13 protein-coding genes and 1 pseudogene are annotated in these 20,693 nt (G+C 50.3%); 6 read left to right on the plus strand and 8 right to left on the minus strand.

The features are described 5' to 3' along the window. Nucleotides 1-277: 277 nt before the first annotated feature. Nucleotides 278-868: a zinc dependent phospholipase C family protein gene (locus tag RFF05_RS09325; RefSeq protein ID WP_409966844.1), complete on the minus strand. Its 591-nt coding sequence runs from the start codon at nt 866-868 to the stop codon at nt 278-280. 210 nt (nt 869-1,078) lie between these two features. On the opposite strand from RFF05_RS09325, the gene RFF05_RS09330 reads away from it, so the two are divergent. Both RFF05_RS09330 and RFF05_RS09335 read left to right on the plus strand, forming a co-directional pair. Continuing rightward, complete coding sequence (locus RFF05_RS09330) at nt 1,079-1,441, plus strand: CidA/LrgA family protein (RefSeq protein WP_409966845.1); 363 nt, start codon at nt 1,079-1,081, stop codon at nt 1,439-1,441. Further along, nucleotides 1,438-2,130 (plus strand): LrgB family protein, encoded by a 693-nt coding sequence (locus RFF05_RS09335; protein WP_409966846.1) that lies wholly within the window; start codon nt 1,438-1,440, stop codon nt 2,128-2,130. The genes RFF05_RS09330 and RFF05_RS09335 overlap by 4 nt, the downstream gene beginning before the upstream one ends. 67 nt (nt 2,131-2,197) lie before the next feature. Here RFF05_RS09335 and RFF05_RS09340 read toward each other — a convergent pair whose 3' ends face one another. From RFF05_RS09340 to RFF05_RS09365, 6 genes are all read right to left on the minus strand, one after another. Next, entirely contained in the window at nt 2,198-3,409 is a 1,212-nt protein-coding gene (locus RFF05_RS09340) for a sensor histidine kinase (RefSeq protein ID WP_409966847.1), read from the minus strand. After that, nucleotides 3,406-4,095 carry a response regulator transcription factor gene (locus tag RFF05_RS09345; protein ID WP_409966848.1) on the minus strand — a complete coding sequence of 230 codons (690 nt, stop codon included), beginning with the start codon at nt 4,093-4,095 and terminating at the stop codon, nt 3,406-3,408. Before RFF05_RS09345 ends, RFF05_RS09340 begins: the two co-directional genes overlap by 4 nt. Nucleotides 4,096-4,121: 26 nt before the next feature. After that, complete coding sequence (locus RFF05_RS09350) at nt 4,122-5,138, minus strand: DUF4340 domain-containing protein (protein WP_409966849.1); 1,017 nt, start codon at nt 5,136-5,138, stop codon at nt 4,122-4,124. A gap of 249 nt (nt 5,139-5,387) precedes the next feature. Then, nucleotides 5,388-6,512: a YibE/F family protein gene (locus tag RFF05_RS09355; protein WP_409966850.1), complete on the minus strand. Its 1,125-nt coding sequence runs from the start codon at nt 6,510-6,512 to the stop codon at nt 5,388-5,390. 1,261 nt (nt 6,513-7,773) lie between these two features. Continuing rightward, nucleotides 7,774-9,474, minus strand: a complete 1,701-nt coding sequence (locus tag RFF05_RS09360; protein WP_409966851.1) for an alkaline phosphatase — start codon at nt 9,472-9,474, stop codon at nt 7,774-7,776. Between the two features lie 287 nt (nt 9,475-9,761). Beyond that, a complete protein-coding gene (locus RFF05_RS09365; protein WP_409966852.1) occupies nt 9,762-11,054 on the minus strand; it encodes a S1C family serine protease in 1,293 nt (430 codons plus the stop codon). Between the two features lie 302 nt (nt 11,055-11,356). On the opposite strand from RFF05_RS09365, the gene RFF05_RS09370 reads away from it, so the two are divergent. After that, nucleotides 11,357-12,334, plus strand: coding sequence for an MBL fold metallo-hydrolase (locus RFF05_RS09370; RefSeq protein WP_409966853.1), 978 nt, complete (start codon nt 11,357-11,359; stop codon nt 12,332-12,334). A gap of 1,057 nt (nt 12,335-13,391) precedes the next feature. Next, entirely contained in the window at nt 13,392-14,468 is a 1,077-nt protein-coding gene (locus RFF05_RS09375; protein WP_409966854.1) for a branched-chain amino acid aminotransferase, read from the plus strand. A 74-nt stretch (nt 14,469-14,542) separates the two neighbouring features. On the opposite strand, the pseudogene nifJ reads toward RFF05_RS09375, so the two are convergent. Continuing rightward, a pseudogene (nifJ, locus tag RFF05_RS09380) lies at nt 14,543-18,066 on the minus strand (pyruvate:ferredoxin (flavodoxin) oxidoreductase). A gap of 431 nt (nt 18,067-18,497) precedes the next feature. Here nifJ and RFF05_RS09385 point away from each other — a divergent pair. Both RFF05_RS09385 and RFF05_RS09390 read left to right on the plus strand, forming a co-directional pair. Next, nucleotides 18,498-20,015, plus strand: a complete 1,518-nt coding sequence (locus RFF05_RS09385; RefSeq protein ID WP_409966855.1) for a YifB family Mg chelatase-like AAA ATPase — start codon at nt 18,498-18,500, stop codon at nt 20,013-20,015. Between the two features lie 214 nt (nt 20,016-20,229). Continuing rightward, nucleotides 20,230-20,469, plus strand: coding sequence for a hypothetical protein (locus tag RFF05_RS09390; RefSeq protein WP_409966856.1), 240 nt, complete (start codon nt 20,230-20,232; stop codon nt 20,467-20,469). Nucleotides 20,470-20,693 lie beyond the last annotated feature (224 nt).

Genomic DNA, 20,693 nt, shown 5'->3' on the forward strand with positions numbered 1-20,693 from the left:
AAATTGGGCAGTAAAAAAACCTGTAGCCGTTGGCTACAGGTTGTGAGCTTCTTGTTTTTAGAGTCCCTATCAGGTCTCAAGCACACACACATTTTGCCAAACCAGAATAAACCTTACCCATAAAGTAATAGGTAAAGCTAAAATAACGGTATGCAAAAATGTTGGCGCAAATAGTCATGATGGGTGCTCCTTCCTTCAAGGTTATACTAAGCATAGCACTTTGCAGTGTAAAAGTATATAGCAGTTCCGCATAAACAAAATGTTAATTTAAGGTAAATTATTGTGCAAAACTAACAGGTTTTGGTTGTATGACAGTGGGTAGTTTGCCATTTGGCAGGCAGGCGGTCATCACCAGCATGGCGCTTTTGATGATATAGTCCATGTCACGGGTCACGGTGGAGGCCTCTGCCATGTATTGGTAATGGAGTTTCGCCACAGCCTCAATGGCGCCTTCAATTCGCCCACAGGGCACAGGGGGGTGGTCTTGCACATAGATTTTGAACCGTGCGCGGAACTTCACCTCGTACATCCGATGCCCTACAGGGCCATGGGGATAATGCTCGTTGTGGGGGTAGATAAACGCATCGCCCAAATAGTGGGTGATTTTACCCAGTGTATAATAATCCCACACGGTCCAATGGGTGCGTTTTTGGAGCCGCGAAATGGCACGGAATACCCACCGCCGTGCGTTGACATAGTTGTGCCCATGGAGAAAGTGATAGTCGATGGAACCTTTAAAATAGCTCAAGGGGTTACAATCAGGCGCGATGGAACCGTAGACAAACGCCCATTCATGGCGACGCGCGCCCAATCCACCGCTGGCACTGAGCAGTGCCTTCGAGAGCTGGATATGGTTCTTTTTTACCATGATACAAGTCCTCCCTTTTGCGAAAATCTCAATCTAGTGAGCAGTATAACACTGCACCGCCACAATTACAAGGTGTAATTTGTTGGAAATTCCACAAGTTTCCCCCATTTCCTTTGGCAATCCTAGCAGAAATGTCCTTGACTTTTTTAACAACTATATTGTATGATTAAGTCAATGTGTTTTTTATAAAGAAAGTAGAGGATTTTCCTTGTGAACCTACTCATTCAGCTTGCCCTTGTCTGTGGCATTTGTCTAGGGTGCGAAGCCGTGGTGGCCATTTTGCCCTTTGCCTTTCCTGCCAGTGTGCTGGCCCTTTTGGTGGTGTTTTTACTGTTGCTGACCAAGGCTTTGAAGTTAGAACAGATTGACACCCTATCCCATTTTCTCCTTCAGCACATCCCCCTATTATTTATCCCCGTCACCAGCAGTATTATCAACTATTGGTCTGTGATTTCTGACATTTTTGTGCCTTTCTTTGCCATCTGTCTTGTCACCATGGTCATCACCTACGGTGCCACTGCCTTTTCCGTGCGCCTAACCATACGCTGGATGACTAGGAGGGAGAAAAAATGATGAACGCTGTTGCCCAATCTCCCTTCTTTGGCATGACCTTAACCATTTTCGCCTATTGGTTGGGGGTAAAAATCCAATCCAAAACCAAGTCTCCCCTGTGTAATTCCATGATCATCGCCGTGGCCTTTGTGGTGGCCTTTCTCAACCTCTCTGGCATCACCTACGATCAATATTACGTGGGCGCCTCCATATACCAAACCTTTTTGGTGATTGCCACCGCCTGTTTGGGGGTTAGCATTTACCGTCAGCTGGATCTGTTGAAAAAGAACCTGTTGCCCGTCATTGTAGGGTGCGTAGTCGGGTCGGTAACATCCATTGCCAGCGTGCTGTTTTTCTGCAAACTACTGGCCTATGAACCCATCATCACCTTGTCTATGCTACCCAAATCAGTGACCACCGCCATTGCCACCGCCATCTCTGACGACCAAGGCGCCATCACCTCTATCACCGTGGCGGCTGTGGCCATCTCTGGGGTGGGCGGCAACCTATTTGCCCCTTACCTCAGCAAACTCTTCCGTGTGAAAAACCCCTTGGAAGAAGGCCTTGCCATTGGTGCTTGCAGCCATGCTTTGGGCACCGCAAAAGCCATTCAACTTGGGGAAACCCAAGGCGCTATGAGCGGTTTGGCCATGGGGCTGTGCGGCGTCATCACCGCCATTTTCGCACTGGCCTTCCCCTATATTGTCTAACAACCCATGGTATCAACAAAAAACAGCACCCCACATTTGCAAACACTGCAATGTGGGGTGCTGTTCCTTATTTTTTCAAGGGTATGGTGCATATAAATCGGGTGGAGGTTTCGTCGCTTTCCGCTTTCAGCGTGGCTTTGTGCTCTTTGGCGATGGAATCGGCAATGGACAATCCCAATCCGAAACCAACTTGGCTGCCACGTGACTGGTCAGCACGGTAAAACCGCTCAAACAAGTGCTTGAGCTGGGCAGGTGGAATCTCATTGCCTTGGTTTGCCACCACCAGCTTTGCCACCTTTTCTGTCTTACTTAACGTAACCACAATGGGACAACCCACCGCTCCATATTTTATGGCATTGTCTAGTAAAATAGACACCATCTGGCGGAGTTTCCCCCCATCGCCCATCACTTCCACATCTGGGGCAATGGTTTCATCAATGGGCTTGCCAGCTTCAAAGGCCACTGGCTCAAAACTGAGCACACTGTCAGTGACCACCTCCCACAGTGCCACTTGGCTCATGGCAACCGTACGCATTTGGTCGGTGCGTGCCAAGGTGAGCATTTGCTCCACCAAGGATTTCATTCGCTGCGACTCATAGTGGATGTGCTCCACCCACCGCGGCGCAGGGTCTGGCAGGTCTAAGGTATCCAACAATTGGGCATTGGAGAGAATGACCGTCAACGGTGTTTTCAGCTCATGGGACGCATCTGCCAAAAATTGACGTTGCTGTTGCCACGCACGCTCTACAGGGCGCACCACCCAGCTGCTGAGCCAGCACGACAGCGCCAGCAGTCCCAAGAGCGCCACGATGCCCCCTTGAAGCACCGTCACCGTGGTGGTGTCTAGGGCGGCTTGCAAGGTTGACACATCCACAAAGGCAATCTGCTCCACAAAGCCAGTGTTTTCCTTTAAATACCGCAAATTATAGTCTGGCAAGGTGCCATTTGTCTCCTCTTGCGCCAAACATTGGCTAACAATTTCCGTCAACACAGGGGTGTTTTCCAAATCATCATAGGTACCCCCTGTCACATAGGCCGTATACCCGTCTCCACTGCTAAATAAAGACACGGTGAAATAAGGCAATTGCACCGAGCCATCTTGCACAGAAAAGGTTGTGGCCGTGGACGGTTGGTGCAACACACGCTCTAGCACCGCTTGCCCTGTGACCTCCATAGCCGTTTGTACCGTCACACGGAAAAAGCAAAACACACCCAACAGCACCAAGGTCACCAGCGTCATAGACACGACCACAAATTTCAGTCGTAACCGTACAATCATGCGCCTTCACCTGCCCCCATTTCCACGCAGTAGCCCACACGGCGAATGGTGCGGATGGTGACCTGTGAGCGCAAGCGCTGTAATTTTTTCCGCAAAAAGGAGATATACACCTCCACATTGTTGTCCTCTGCGTCTGACTCATAACCCCAGACCTTTAACAGCAAAGTCTCTTTGGTAATCACTTGACGTTGGTTGCGCAAAAGCAATTCCATCAAGTCATATTCCTTACGGGAAAGCTGTACTGACTGACCGCCACAGCGCAACGAAAACATCCCTTGGTCTAAACACAAATCCCCAAAGGTAATGGCCTCTGGGTCTTGCAACTGGGGCTGGCGACGGATTAAGGCCCGCAAACAGGCCAACAGTTCTTTGGGCTCAAAGGGTTTGGTCAAATAATAATCTGCCCCAGCGTCCAATCCAGCCACACGGTCAGACAAATCACTACGGGCGGTGAGCATCAAAACGGGGGTGGCGTTGCCTTCTTTGCGCAGGTTTTTTAACACACCAACACCGTCCATTTTTGGCAACATCCCGTCCAAAATCACCAAATCGTAAATACCGCTCAAGGCATTGTCCAGCCCTGTTTCCCCGTCGTGGCACAGGTCAACTGTGTAGCCGTTGATGTGAAGCAAATCGCCTAAGGTGGCCGCCAAGCGCACCTCGTCTTCTACAATTAAAATCCGCATGACAACCCTCCTTTAATTCTGTAGTTTTATTGAGAATCTGCTGTTGAGGCTATGGTGCTCAGCCCTTGTGCCAACTCTAAAAGCACCGTGATAGAAGCCTCTTCCACCAGGTAAATGGTGGTGTCCTCTCCCACGCAGGTATAGCGATACGTGGTGTCGTTGGCCTGTTCCCCAAAGGAAAAGGTGAAGGTCTCCAAATTGTCCAAATCTTCTCCGTAGGACAAGGTTATGCTGGCCACAGGCGAATCAAACCCACAAATGGTCAGCGCCTCTTGAGAGGGTCGATAGCTAAAGCACCGTTCCAGCGTCAAGCCAACGGCTGTGTCTAACAAGGTGGGGTAATTCTCAAGCATAACACCGTCTGCCGTTGTCCAAGCAATGGTGCCATCGGTGAGGCAGACAGGATAGAGCGCCGTGACCACTTCTTGGTCATCCACGGTGGTAGTCACCACCAAGCGGTGCAAGGTTTCGCTGGTGATTTCAGGGAGCGCAGGCAGTACCATCATGTCATAAATGGGAATGCTCAGCACATCCATCCAGCTATTTTCATATACCAAAGCCTTTTCCACATCGCCATCTTTGATCATATAATTGGTGGTACCGTCGGCACTCGCATCGCCAAAGAGCAATTCTAAGGTGGTGCCATCTTGTCGCATAGCGGTCAATGAGCCCCATGGTTCTTCCAAGCCATAGTCAGCCATGAGCACATCGTCACTAAAGGGAATGGAGCGCAAATAACTCAGCTCTTCCAAATCTTGCGCCAGCTGGGCAATCCCTTGTTCATCCAACGGAAAACTCACATCGTCTTGCCAAATCCAGCGCCCTTCTTCGTTTAACGCAAAATGCAGGCCAATGCTGCCCACTGTATAGGTGATGTCATGATAAGGGGTGGTATCTAGCACCGCTTGCACCTCTGGTGCTGGCCCGTCATCCTCTTCTACAATCACCACAGGGGTGGATGTGTCCAAAGACAAGGTATAAACCAAACCTGCTAAAACCAGTAGCACTGCCACAATGGGCATCCGTTTGCGTAATTGACTCATAGGGTTCTCCTCTATCTATGGTTGTGTATAATTTTATACAGTATACCATAAATGAAGCTGAAATTGCAAATCCATCAAAATTTTTCCATGTTCACATTTTGTTTATAGGTTTTCAAGGTTGATTTTAAGATTTTGTTCTATACTAATCCCATAGGCAATGAAAATTACCTAGTTCTCCTTTCTCTTTTTCTTTTTTTCTTTTTTCTTTTAAGCTAAGAGGCTCACCCATACGGGTGAGCCTCTTAGCGTTTATTGTGGGGGTTTCTTGGTTAGCAAAACGCCAGCACAGATAGCAGTGATGGGTGCCACACTGACAAGTCCAAAACTGCCCACCACCGTGTCTAGGATTTCGCTAGACACATATTTATAGTTGAGCAAATTATCGATGGGGGTACCTTGCGCCATAAACACCATAAGCAGGGACAAATAGCCCCCAGAATAGGCCAACAGCAACGTGGTGGTCATGGTGCCCATGGCGGCACGGCCAACATTCATGCCGCTTTTGATGGCTTCCAGAGCCGTGATATCAGGCTTTTTATCCACCACTTCGTTGACGGCAGAGGTGATGTCCACCGCCAAGTCCATGACAGCCCCAGAGGAGCCGATGAAAATGCTGGCGATAAACAGGGATTTTAAGTCCAAATTGGGGTATCCGTTATAGAGTAGCGCCGCAGAACCATCTAAAATAGAGCCATTCATATGGAACAAATCGGTGAACATCAGCGCCATGACCATGGTGACAAAGGTACCAATCAGTGAGCCAGAAATGGCGGACAGCGCCATTTTATCATACCCAAACACCAACGAAATAATCACCACTGTCAACACCGCCGTGATGACAAAGCCGATGACAATGGGGTTGATTCCGTTTAAACAATTGGGAATCAGCACCTTCCAAATCATCAAAATGGTGATGACAAAGCTTAAAATGGCACGGACACCTGTTTTCCCTGCCACCAAGATTAAAAAAGCGAAAAACAGCACAATGAGCACCGTTTCCACATCCAAACGGTAGTGATCCACCATGGAAATCATGGTGACTTCCTCTCCGTTGTGGCTCACCAGCACATAGGCCTCATCTCCAACGGCAAAGATTTTGTCGGTCTCCACGCTACCGCTGAGCATATTGTACGCAGTCATCACCGTGCCTGCATAGGCGCCGTTTTGCAGTTCCACCAGACAGGTTTGGTCACCAGTGGAGACAATGCCAATGGTGGTGATATTGTCGTTATACACCTCCAACACCTCTGCACGGCACCGCTCACGGCCTTCATAAATCACCGCATCTTCATAGCCTGTGGGCATGGCGATTAAAATCAGCAACAAGATGGCGCTGACGATGACGGCGGCGTTTCGTTTGAAAAATTCTTTCATGGATTGATTCCTTTTTTATTTGATGGATTGCCCTCTGGGCACGATGGTTCCCTCATAGGGACGACCTGTACCCAAGAGGGCAGGCTCGGTCGTCCCCATGGGGTGCGTTATTATAAATCACAATTTTCCACTCCCGTGGGGGCTGCTGCCGCAGGGGCTTTCTTTTTCCCACTCCCCTTGTAGGGGCGGCTATTAGCCGCCCGTGGAAATCAATTGCAATTTGCTTCACCCTGTAGGATTTCTTTGTTTGATAGACTTTTCCCACTCCGTGGGGGCTGCTGCCGCAGGGGCTTTCTTTTTCCCACTCCCGTGGGGCGCTTGCCAGCGGGGCTTTCTTTTGTAGAGATACAAAAGAAGCAAAAAATCTTGCACGTGGCAGATGACCACGCGTGGTCATCTGTCTCACGTGCTCCCATTGTATACGGATGGTGGGTATGAGTGGGTGCGGTGCTATTGGGTGGGTGCTTCACACCCATTCGGCTTATCGTGTGGAATGCGCGAACCAACGCTGATTGCTGCCGCACGCAACTCGTACGATGACATAGGAACACGCGTGTGAGGTGCCTAAGATTGTGGACGTCGATGGGTGCGGTGGCGTTGGGGAGGCGCTGACCTGCGGTCAGCTTGATGTTGGGTGGTGCTGGCACCCTTGTAGGGGCGACCTGTGGTCGCCCGTCTTACCCAACGCCACCAATCTATACCCCACATACATCCTAGGCACCCCAAAAAAACCGCACCCTTTCCACCGCATCTCCTCAACAGGGCGAAGCCCGACAGAATACTTTGCGTCAAATCAGGCCACTCGGTGCCGTTCAAAAAACCAAAGCACCCCAGCGATGAACCCCCGTAAAAATTCCCTTTTTTCACTCGACCGCAGTCGTCGTGAAAAAATCGTTTTTTGATTCTTTTTGTCGATACAAAAAGAATGCCCCACCGGCAGGTGACCCGTCCGGTAGGACGCCCCTGCGGCAGGTGACCCGTCCGGTAGGACGCCCCTGCGGCAGCAGACCGCCCCGTAGGGACAAAAACAACAATTCAGAGTGAATCGGAAAACGGACGCCCAATGGGCGCCCCTACGATGGGGTGGGGGAACGCCCCACCGGCAGGTGACCGCCCCGTAGGGGCAAAAAAACAATTCAGAGTGAATCAGAAAACGGACGCCCAATGGGCGCCCCGAAGGGGCGAAAACAAACAAAACAGCGTTGGGGAGGGGCATAGCCCCTCCCGTTTCGCCACTATGGTTTCGCTTATAGAAAAGGGCTTAGTTCAAACCCATGATTTGTGCCACGTTGTTGTAAATATCGGTGTTGTCATAGAAGCCGTTGAACAGCTCAGAGCCAACGCCTTGGGCATAGGTGCCAACGGTGACACCAGTGTGGGAGGTGGAGGTGAAGTCCACACCAGATTTGTTGTTCATCAAGGTCATGACGGTGATGGCCACAGGCTTGTAACCGCCGTACAGTTCGGTGGACAGTTCAGCGTCCAGTTCCAGACCTTCAAATTGCACGTCGTATGCGGTTTGCAGTTTGGCAATTTCGTAGTCAGTCAAGCTCAGAGCCTCACCAGCATCGGTGGTCAGACCGCAGAAGGCTTCGATATCAGCGAGGACAGTTTCAAAGGAAGCGCCTGCTTCAATGTCAGCGGTGATGGTGGCGTTGATGGTGTCATAAGAACCAGTTTGGCTAGACAGTTGCGCCAAGAAGGTGTCGTACCAAGTGGACACATAGCCCACGGTCATGCCACCAGTTTCGTGGTCGCCAGTGACGATGATCAAAGTTTCGTCGGGATGTTGGTTATAGAAGGCCACAGCTTCGTCGATGGCATTGGAGAAGGCGATGGTTTCGCCGATGGCAGAGTAAGCGTCGTTGGCATGGCAAGCCCAGTCGATTTTGCCAGCTTCCACCATCATGAAGAAGCCATTGTCGTTGTCCAGCACTTCAATGCCCTTGGACACATAATCAGACAATGCCCACATATCCTCTTCACGTTCAAATTCGTAAGGCAGAGCGCCACCATTGGTGTCTTCGCCAGTGATAATCACCTTGCCGTCAGCGGCGGTAATTTTTTCAGCGGCAGCTTGGTCAGCGTTGACCACGGTGTAGCCAGCTTGTTCAGCCAAGGTGTAGATGGAGGTTGCAGTGCCGCTGTTGTCAGGTTTGTTGATGGCACCGCCTGCGAAATATTCAAAGCCAGAGTCAATCAAATCCAAGCCGATGTCGTAGTAGTTATCACGGCTCCAGTCATGGGCATAGAAGGCGGCAGGGGTGGCATGGTTGATGGTGACGGATGACACGATGCCCACCTTCATGCCCATGTCGTGCATTTGCTCTGCCATGGTGGCGTACTCGGTGACCAAATCTTCTGCCACAGAAATAGCGCCAGAGTGGGTCTTGTTGCCAGTGGCGATGGAAGAAGCGGTGGATGCAGAGTCAGGACAGAAGGAAGTGGAGTCATAAGTGGTGGTGATACCAGTGGACTCAAAGCCCATATAAGTCAGCTGAGGGGTGGAGGTCAAGATGGCGGACAGGTCGCGGTCGGCAGAGACTTCAATGTCATCTTGTGCCAGAGGTGCCACAGCATCTTGGCTCATGGCATCCAAATAGTAGTTGGTCAGCTGGGTTTGCACATGGCTCAGACCATCGCCGATGAACACGAACACATACTTAGGTGCTTCTTGGTTGCCGATTTCCACGGAGTTGGTATCGCTGTTGTAAGACACGGTTTCGCCCAGAGCTTCAGCGGCGCCACGGATGGGCACATAGGTGGTGCCGTCCACGATGAAGGGTTCCACCACGTTGCCATTGACGTCGGTGAGGGTGGTTTCTTGACCACCCACCATCACTTTGATGTTGTTATACAGTGCGTTGATAGAGTTGGTGCCGCTGGCTGCCAAGGCGCTACCAGTCAAGGTGGCAACAGCCAAAAGACATGCTAAAATACGCTTGAAATTTTGAGTTTTCACAGTTTTATTCCCCTTATTTTCATTTCTTTTGCTTTCTTTAATATGGACAAGACCGACTGTCTTATCCGCTTATTAGCATAACAAAAAGAACCCAGTGCCGCTATCAGCACTGGGTTAAACATGGTTAGATATTTGTAAAAAAAGTTGAACAAATGTAAAAAAATGTAGGGAATGGTCTTGCCCATTCCGCTCCCCTTGGCATGATTTTACCTGGATGCGGAACGGTCAAGACCGTTCCCTACGTCTATATCAGATTTTACAATGAGGCTTTTGGAGTTTTGTAAAACTCAATCTTCCAATTCCGCTTCCGCCATGGCCACCAATTCAGCCAGCGTCCAGCCTTCCACGCTCAAATCTGCTTCGATGACAGGGTCAAGGGGCACAGCCAAATACATATTGTTGCCGTATGTATAGGCGCCTGCGGTGATGCCGATGGCATCGCCATATTGGTTGATGAGCGCACCGCCACTGCTGCCTTGGGAAATGGTGGCGGTGTTTACGATGCAATCCAAAGCATACCCAGCGGCCTCCCCTGCAATATTGGAGATTTCGCCAGAAGTAATGGCCACGCCCAAGCCCAAGGGGTTGGACAAGCTGTAGCACACATCGCCAGCATACACGCTGTCACTGGGCAAAATATCGAAATAGGCGAACAAGCTGTCGTCGGTGGGCTTGGACATTTGCACCACAGCAAAGTCAATGTCGGCATCGTAAGCCAGCACACGCTCCACTTCCACCGTTTCCCCAGTGGACAAAGTGCCTACCACGTAAAGTGCATCTTCAATGGAATGATGATTGGTGACAGCTAAGCCATCTTCAGAAATAAAGAAAGCGGTGGCATTGGCATCGGGCTCTTCTTTGCCATAAGATTTTTCCGTGTAATAGCAATCCAAAGAGAACACAGCAGCTTGGTATTGGTCACTGATTTCTCGGGCGGTATACTCTGTGGTGTTCAGCCCCAGTGCATTGACCACATAGGTTTCCACTGCGCCAGTGGACAACAGACGGTCGAGAATGGTTTCCTCGCTATCGCGGTAGGTCACCGTTAAAATATCCAGAGAAATATTGCACAAATCCCCCATGGTCAACCCATCTGCAGGCACCACATCGTCACGCAAAATCCCCAGACGTTGGGCAAACAGGGCGGCAGTTTCAATGGAGAAATCGCCTTGGCTGTCATCATAACCCAGCATCCGCAAAATCATGGCACAGTAGGCATTGGCGGTGAGGCCTTGGTAGCTCCCAAAGGTGGTGGCGCTGACGCCATTGACCCAATTTTGCCCATAGGCATAGTTTACGCTAGACTCCGCCCCCGCAGGCACATCGGTAAAGCCAGCACTTTTGCCATAGCTTTGAGCCGTGGTTTCTGCACCAGCCAAGCGCACCAACATGGTGACACCAGTCAAGCGAGAGGGTGTGCTAGAGAGGTCATAGCTACTGGCAGAGCCATCTAAAAGCCCCAGCGTATATAAGGTGTCAGCGCTGATTGCCATAGGGTCTGGGGTGGTGGCCATGACTGACACAGACAAGCTTAACAGCAAGGCACAGGTACAAAAAATAGCAAGTAATTTACGTTTCATAATGGGATTCTCCTATCGCCAAGGGATAAATTTCCAAAATACTCGGATACTTGAGTATAGCACACTCATGTGTTGAATTCAAGGTGTAACGCCGTTGCATTTTTAGGAAAATTTTGTTATACTATTTTTCAAACCCCTCGCAAGAGGGGCTGGGCGTGAGCCCAGAGGGGCGGAACGCCCTTTGAAAAAGTCGTCACGCTTTTTCCATGCCCAACGGGCACCCCAGCGAAGGCTGGGGTTATGGCGAAGCCATGTGGAAAAACGTATACTATTTTTCAAATCTCCCTTTAAGGAGGCACACCATGGCTACAAAATTGGCAGAAAACCTCTATCATTTGGATATCCCCTTGGTGGGCAGTCCATTGAAAAATTTAAATAGCTATCTCATTGTGGGTCCACAGAGTTTGCTCATTGACACGGGCTTTCGCCAAGAAGGCTGTCTTGTGGCCTTGCAAGCAGAGCTTGACAGTTTGGGCATCAACCGCGACAGGCTAGATGTATTTGCCACCCATCTCCACAGTGACCATTTGGGACTAGCGCCCCAGATTGTGGGCACAGCGGGGAATATTTTCATCAGCCAACGAGACTTAGATTATCTTGCCATTTATGGCACCACCCAAGGCTGGCGAGAGATGGCGAAGCTAGATGTAATCTCTGGCTTCACCCAAGAAGAAGTAGACTATCTCTGGGAGGAAAATCCTGCCAAATCCTCTTCCCCTCTGCCTTACGACCACTATATCGCCGTCACAGAAGGGCATCCATTCCACTATGGTGGTTACACCTTGACGTGCATCGAAACCCCCGGTCACACACCGGGACATATGTGCCTATACGACCAAGAAAACCGCCGTATTTTTACTGGCGACCATGTGCTCTTTCACATCACGCCAAATATTTGCCGCTGGCCTGGGGTCGCGGATTCTCTGGGTGACTATCTCCATAGCTTGGCCAAGGTTTCTTTATTAGATGTAGACCAAATGCACACAGGCCACCGCCATGATCGTGGGGATTATCAAACTCGGATTGCCCAGCTCCAAGCCCATCATCAAGCCCGTTTAGCTGACACCTTACAGGCTGTGGTTGCCCATCCCCATTGCAATGCCTATATGCTGGCTGGCCATTTGCGCTGGAGTATTCGCGCTAAAAATTGGGAGGAATTCCCCTTGACCCAAAAGTTTTTCGCTGTAGGCGAAACCTTAGCCCATTTGGATTACCTCCGCCGCCGCGGACAGGTGCAAGTGGTATTTGATGGTGTCCATGATATATGGGATGTGGTATAGGGTCTTGCCAGACAGGCTTTTTCCACCGCCGTGGGGGACGCTCGCCGCGTGGGCTTTCTTTTCCCCACTCCCCTGTAGGGGCGCGCTATTAGCCGCCCGTGGAAATCAATTGCAATTTGCTTCACCCTGTGGGATTTCTTTTTTGATAGACTTTTCCCACTCCGTGGGGGCGCTTGCCAGCGGGGCTTTCTTTTGTAGCGATAAAAAAGAAACAAAAAATCTTGCACGTGGCGGCTGACCACTTGCGGTCAGCCGTCTCACGTGCTCCCATTTTATACGGATGGTGGGTATGAGTGGGTGCGGTGCTATTGGGTGGGTGCTTCACACCCATTCGGCTTATCGTGTGGAATGCGCGAACCAACGCTGATTGCTGCCGCACGCAACTCGTGCGATGACATAGTACCACGCGTGTGAGGTGCCTAAGATTGTGGACGTCGATGGGTGCGGTGGCGTTGGGGAGGCGCTGACCTGCGGTCAGCTTGATGTTGGGTGGTGCTGGCACCCTTGTAGGGGCGACCTGTGGTCGCCCGTCTTACCCAACGCCACCAATCTATACCCCACATACATCCTAGGCTCCCCAAAAAAACCGCACCCTTTCCACCGCATCTCCTCAACAGGGCGAAGCCCGAAAGAATACTTCGCGTCAAATCAGGCCACTGGGTGCCGGTCAAAAAGCCCAAGCATCCCAGCGATGAACCCCCGTAAAAGCCCCTTTTTTCACTCGCTCGCAAGCGTTGTGAAAAAATCGTTTTTTGATTCTTTTTGTCGATACAAAAAGAATGCCCCACCGGCAGGTGACCGCCCCGTAGGGGCAAAAAAACAATTCAACGTGAATCGGAAAACAGACGCCCAATGGGCGCCCCTACGATGGGGTGGGGGAAACGCCCGTCTGGCAAGACACCGCCCTGTAGGGACCCCCACCACAAAGACTGCCATAAAATTTGCCATATTTTGAAATTCCCCTTGACTTTATCGCCTATTTAGCGTATAAAAGTAATAGAATATATACCTTATGGATTTTTCCATGAGGTACAAACGTAAAGGAGTTATATTTGTTATGTTAGATATCAAAATCACCAAAACCACCACCCCTAAGACAAAAGCCCCAGACGATCAACTGGGCTTTGGCAAAGTATTCTCTGACCATATGTTCATCATCGATTACAACGAAGGTCAAGGCTGGCACGATGCACGCATCGTCCCCTACGGCCCTCTGCCCATGGACCCCTCTGCCGTGGTGTTCCACTATGCTCAAGAATGCTTTGAAGGCTTGAAGGCATACCGCACCGCTGAAGACAAAATCCAACTTTTCCGCCCAGACTGCAACGCAAAGCGTATGCAAAACACCCAAGAACGTCTGTGCCTGCCTGTGATTCCCGAAGATATTTTCGTGGATGCTGTGAAGGCTCTTGTGGAAGTGGAAAAGGACTTTGTCCCTCACTTAGATGGTTCCTCCTTGTACATCCGTCCTTTCACCATCGCCACCACCGCCCAACTGGGTGTTCATGCCGCCCATGATGCACAATTCATCATCATTTGCTCTCCTTCTGGGGCTTACTATGCCGCTGGCTTGGCTCCCATTAAGATTTACGTGGAAGATACCTACACCCGTGCAGCCCCTGGTGGCACTGGCTTCATCAAATGCGGTGGCAACTATGCTGCCAGCTTGTTGGCAGGCGAAATCGCTGAAAAGCGCGGCTACTCTCAAGTGTTGTGGCTAGACGGTCTGGAACAAAAATACGTGGAAGAAGTGGGCGCAATGAACATCTTCTTCAAAATCGATGGCAAGGTGTACACCGCGTATGCCAACGACACCGACGGCACCGTCCTCCCCGGCGTGACCCGTCGCTCCGTCATTGAACTGCTAGAAGAATGGGGCTATGACGTGGTCATCGGTAAGCTGGCCATTGAAACCATTATGCAAGCGTCCAAAGAAGGCAAACTGGAAGAAGTGTTCGGCACTGGTACTGCCGCCGTTATTTCTCCCGTTAAGCAACTGGACTATAAAACCGACGTTGCCTACATCAATGATGGGGAAATTGGTCCTCTGACCCAAAAGATTTACGACACTATGACTGGCATCCAATGGGGTCGCCTGCCCGACACCAAGGGCTGGATTGTGCCCGTTTGCTAAGAGTTAACCAACAAAAACCGCCCTGTGGATTGCTCCACAGGGCGGTTTACTACGCAGTTTATGCTATTTGCAACTTAGTCGTTGTACAGAGCCAACAACTTTTGCAGGTGTTCGTAACGGTCCTTAGCAGCTGCTTCGTTGCGTTCAAACAGTTCTTGTGCACGTTCGGGGAATTCGCGAGTCAAACGAGCATAACGAGCTTCGCTCAGCAGGAAGTCTTGATAGCCGCCCTTGGGTTCCTTAGAATCCAGAACGAACTTCTTGCCAGCTTCAGCAGCAGGATTGAAGCGGAACATGTTCCAGTAACCGCAATCCACAGCACGAGCCATTTCCTTTTGGCAGTTAGCCATGCCGCCCTTGATGGAGTGCATTTCGCAAGGAGAATAGCCGATGACCAAGGAGGGACCGGGATAAGCTTCTGCTTCTGCAATGGCCTTCAGGGTTTGAGCAGCGTTGGAGCCCATAGCGATTTGTGCCACATAAATGTAGCCATAGCTCATAGCGATTTCAGCCAGAGACTTCTTCTTGATTTCCTTACCAGCAGCGGCAAATTGAGCCACTTGACCGATGTTGGAAGCCTTGGAAGCTTGACCACCAGTGTTGGAGTACACTTCGGTATCGAACACGAAGATGTTCACGTCGTTGCCAGAAGCCAGAACATGGTCAACACCGCCGAAGCCGATGTCATATGCCCAGCCGTCGCCACCGAAGATCCAGACAGATTTCTTGCCCAGATATTCTTCGCTTGCCAGAATTTCCTTGCAAGCATCGCAGCCGCAAGCCTTCAGTTCAGCAACCAAAGTAGCGGTGGCAATCTTGTTTTCTGCGCCGTTGTCCTTGGAAGCCAAGAAAGCGTCGATGGCAGCAACCAAAGATTCGCCAGCGGTTTCTTTCAGAGCGGTCAGTTGACCGATCAAACGTTCACGGATAGCCATTTGACCCAAGAACATACCCATACCGTGTTCTGCGTTGTCTTCGAACAAGGAGTTGGACCATGCGGGACCCTTGCCAGCGGCATCGGTGCAATAGGGAGAAGTAGCAGCTGGGCCACCCCAGATGGAGGAACAACCAGTTGCGTTGGAGATGTACATACGGTCGCCGAACAGTTGAGTGATCAAGCGAGCATAGCTGGTTTCTGCACAACCTGCGCAAGAGCCAGAGAACTCCAGATAAGGACGCATGAATTGGCTACCCTTAACGGTAACGTCTTGCATGTCAGCCTTGTCTTCGGTCTTGTAAACCATGTATTGGAACACGTCTTGTTGAGCGGCTTCGCCTTCTTGAGCAGCCATAGACAGTGCGCCCACGGGGCATTCGCCCACGCAAACAGAACAGCCCATGCAGTCCAGAGGAGAAATGGCCATGGTGTATTTATATACGCCCTTGCCCTTGCCAGCCTTGATGTCAACAATCTTAGCTGCTTCAGGTGCACCAGCGGCTTCAGCTTCAGTCAAAGCGAAGGGACGGATGGTAGCATGGGGGCAGACATAAGAACACTTGTTACATTGGATACACTTGGTAGCATCCCAAGTGGGAACGGACACAGCCACGCCACGCTTTTCATAAGCAGCGGAGCCTTGTTCGAATTGACCATCCACATAGTCAGCGAATGCAGAAACGCTCAGGCTGTCGCCGTCCATTTTTGCAACGGGGAACAGGATGTCCTTGACTTGTGCGACCAGAGCAGGTGCGCCTTCGAGCACGGTAGTGTCTTCTGCGTCAGCGATGGTAGCCCAATCAGCAGGGATTTCAATCTTCACATAAGCGGAAGCGCCCACGTCGATGGCGTTGTGGTTCATCTTAACCACGTCGTCACCCTTCTTAGCGTAAGACTTGGTGGCGGCTTGCTTCATGTAATCAATAGCTTCTGCAGCAGGCATCACTTCTGCCAGAGCGAAGAATGCAGATTGCAGGATGGTATTGTTACGCTTGCCCATACCGATTTCGATAGCCAAGTCGATGGCGTTGATGGTATAGAGTTGGATGTTGTTTTGTGCAATGTAACGCTTTGCGTCAGCATGCAGATGGTGAGCCAACTCTTCAGCGTTCCATTGGCAGTTGATCATGAAGATACCGCCGGGTTTCACGTCGTTGACCATCTTGAAGCCCTTGGAGATGTAAGAGGGGTTGTGGCAAGCCACGAAGTCAGCCTTGTTGATATAATAAGGAGACTTGATTGCATTGTCGCCAAAACGCAAGTGGGACACGGTGACACCACCGGTCTTCTTGGAGTCGTATTGGAAGTATGCTTGAACAAACTTATCAGTGTGGTCACCGATAATTTTGATGGAGTTCTTGTTTGCGCCAACGGTACCGTCGCCGCCCAGACCCCAGAACTTGCATTCCTTGGTGCCTTCTGCAGCCACGTTGGGAGAAGGAACTTCGGGCAAGGACAGGAAGGTGACGTCGTCGTTGATGCCCAGAGTGAATTGACGGCGAGGAGCCGCAGCGTTCAATTCTTCGTAGACAGCGAACACAGAAGAAGGGGGGTATCCTTAGAGCCCAAACCGTAACGGCCGCCGATGACAGTCTTGTCGTTGATGCCAGCGATGGACAGAGCGGTGATGACGTCCATGTACAGGGGTTCGCCCATGGAGCCGGGTTCTTTGGTACGGTCCAAAACAGCAATTTTCTTGCAGGTTTCGGGGATAGCCTTAATCAGATGTTCGTTGGAGAAAGGACGATACAGGCGAACCATGATCATACCCACTTTTTCGCCAGCGGCTACCATGTAGTCAATGACTTCTTGTGCTACGTCACAGATGGAACCCATAGCGATGATGACGCGTTCTGCATCAGGTGCGCCATAGTAGTTGAACAGTTGATAATCGGTGCCCAACTTTGCATTGACCTTGCCCATGTATTTTTCAACAATGGCAGGAGTTGCATTGTAGTAGGGGTTACATGCTTCACGATGTTGGAAGAAGATATCGCCATTTTCGTGAGAACCACGCATGGTGGGACGGTTGGGGTTCAAAGCGTGCTTGCGGAATGCTTCCACGGAGTCCATGTCAGTCATTTCAGCCAGATCCGCATAATCCCAAGTAGCAACTTTTTGGATTTCGTGAGAAGTACGGAACCCGTCGAAGAAGTTGATGAAGGGCACGCGGCCTTCGATGGCAGCCAAGTGAGCCACAGGAGACAAGTCCATGATTTCTTGGGGATCGTTTTCGCACAGCATAGCAAAGCCAGTTTGACGGCAAGCCATAACGTCGGAGTGATCGCCGAAGATGTTCAAAGCGTGGGTAGAGACGGTACGTGCAGACACGTGGAACACGCAGGGCAACAATTCACCAGCAATTTTGTACATGTTGGGAATCATCAGCAGCAAACCTTGAGAAGCGGTGTAGGTGGTGGTCATTGCACCAGCGGCCAAAGAGCCGTGGACAGTACCAGCTGCGCCAGCTTCGGATTGCATTTCGCTCACCTTAACGGTGGTGCCAAAGATGTTCTTTTGACCTGCTGCAGACCACTGATCCACCAAGTCAGCCATAGGACTGGATGGGGTAATGGGGTAGATACCTGCCACTTCGGTAAACGCATAGCTGACATATGCCGCAGCGTTGTTACCGTCCATGGACTTAAATTTTCTTGCCATAAACTTACCTCCTGATTTTTGGCTGTGTTCTCACAGCTTTTAAAATAATCGATTGCGCGTCTAAAACACTATTAGACATATTCTATACACACATTAATATTATAGCACTGTCTCCCAACCCTGTAAATGCTGTATGACCTATTTTACTTGCAGAGCTGTTTTTTCTACCATTAGAACAAAATATACCTTCTTTTTTGTTCATTTTTTAAGAAAAACCATGGAAATTTCCTCCAGATTGTGCTATACTTAACACAGGATTCCAGTTAGTTTTCACTAAAAATAAGGTTAGTTATAACTAATAATTGAAATTTTTTGGTTAAAGTGCCTATACATCTGATGGGTAGCCTTCCCTTTGGGGGCGACAACACCCATCTCAAGCAAACAACCACCCTGTCTGAACGCAGGAAAAAAGAAAAAGCGAGGATATAACCATGGTTGTGACAGTAAAATCTTTGGGGCTCAACGGAGTCTCTGGCTACGGAGTAGAAGTGGAATGCCTCCTCTCTGGCGGCTTGCCTGCCTTTGACGTAGTGGGCTTGCCAGACACAGCGGTGCGCGAGTCTCGAGAACGGGTGCGCGGCGCCATCAAAAGCTGTGGCGCACGATTTCCTGTCAGTCGTATCACGGTAAACCTTGCCCCTGCTGGCCAGAAAAAAGAAGGCACCGTGTATGATTTACCTATGTTTGTGGGGATTTTGGCGGCAGCCGAAGCTTTACCTGTTCCAAAAGGGGATGTGGCCTTTTTAGGGGAGCTGTCTTTGACGGGTGCGTTGCGCGCTGTCAGCGGTGTGCTTCCCATGGCACTAGCCGCCAAAGCCTTGGGGATTACCACCTTATATGTGCCTGCCCCAAATGCAGCCGAAGCCACCTTAGCACAAGACATGACTGTATATGGCATCAAAGATGTCGGTGAATTAATTGACCATCTCATCGGGCGCAATCCCATCGCGCCTGCCTCCGCATGGGAGCCAACTGCCTCTTCTGCGGATCTGCCAGATTTGGCAGATGTCATGGGACAAGAGTTGGTGCGCCGCGCTTTGGAAGTAGCGGCAAGCGGTGGTCACAACCTCTTATTCACGGGCTTTCCTGGCGCTGGTAAGTCTATGTTGGCCAAGCGGTTACCCTCTATTTTGCCAGACATGACCCGAGAAGAAGCCTTGGAAGTGTCGGGCATCTGGTCGGTGGCTGGTATGGCTGACCCCAACGAGCCATTACTACTACGGCGCCCCTTCCGCAGTCCTCACCACACCGCTTCTGCCCCAGCGTTGGTGGGCGGTGGCGCCTCTTTGCGACCGGGTGAAATTTCATTGGCCCACAACGGAGTACTGTTTTTAGATGAATTGCCCGAGTTCCGCCGTGATGTGTTAGAAGCCATGCGCCAGCCCTTGGAAGATGGAGAAGTTACCATCGCCAGAGCCACTGGGTCTCTGCGCTTGCCAGCGCGGTTTCAGCTGATCTGCGCCATGAATCCCTGCCGTTGCGGCTGGCATGGACATCCTTCTGGCAAATGCAACTGCTCCGACCGTGATGTGGCAAAATATGTGGAAAAAATCTCAGGTCCCTTACTTGACCGTATGGATTTGCACGTACACGTGCCCACAGTAGAATACCAAGCCATGCAGCGCAAAACGGCGGCTGAAAGTTCCGCTGTAGTAAAAGAACGGGTGGACGGTGCCCGTGCCGCACAAAAAATACGATATCAGGGCACAAAATGCACTTGTAATGCCCAAATGCCAGTGTCAATGTTACCAGAATATTGCGCTCTAGACGGTATATGCCAAGCTTTGATGGAGAAAATGTGTACTCAAAAAGGCTTATCTGCCCGTTCCCATGACCGCGTGTTACGGGTGGCACGCACCATTGCTGATTTGGACGGTGGTGCCACCATCGAGTTACATCATCTGTCCGAAGCCCTATCCTACCATAATAGTGATATTTTAAAGGGATAAATAAGCAGCGTTGTATTGAAAAATTCCCTCCCTATTTACGCTTTATATAGGGGACAACACGCCGTCGTTCCTGACTAAGCTTCATTATCTTTCATTCAAAATATAAAATCAAAAAGACTGTACAAAAAGAGTTGAAACCCTTTTGTACAGTCTTTATTTTCCTTTATCCAATGCCTCTGAGCAAAACATAACCGCACGTTGTAATCGTCGCGCTATGTCACAATTTCGCCTTCTTTGGAAAACTAACGACAGCGACGGATGCAACAATTTGAACGCCCCATTGGCCAGAAGCATTCCCCTTGTGACACAGTACACCTTAGGGCGTGGCGAAACCTCCACAGCGCTGAACATCTACATCCACTCACTACCATCTTCCGACAAAGCAGCGGCCAACAAAATGAACGCCATCTTGGTGCTTACCCAATCCTTCAAATCACATGCAGCCTTCTTGTGAGTCAACTGTTAGACAAATCCACTTTTTCACAGAGATAGACAAAAAGAAAAACCTTGCAACCATACAGGTTACAAGGTTTTCTTGGAGCTGCTGACCGGATTTGAACCGGTGACCTCATCCTTACCAAGGAAAAAAGAGTTATGCACTAGCGTCTATTATCATGCACTAAGTTCCGCATTTCGCTATAAAACCATAGTTTTTGATAACTTATCATGCACTCTTTT

This window comes from Bengtsoniella intestinalis (assembly GCF_039719005.1).
GTDB classification, from domain to species: Bacteria; Bacillota; Clostridia; order Oscillospirales; family Oscillospiraceae; genus Oscillibacter; species Oscillibacter intestinalis.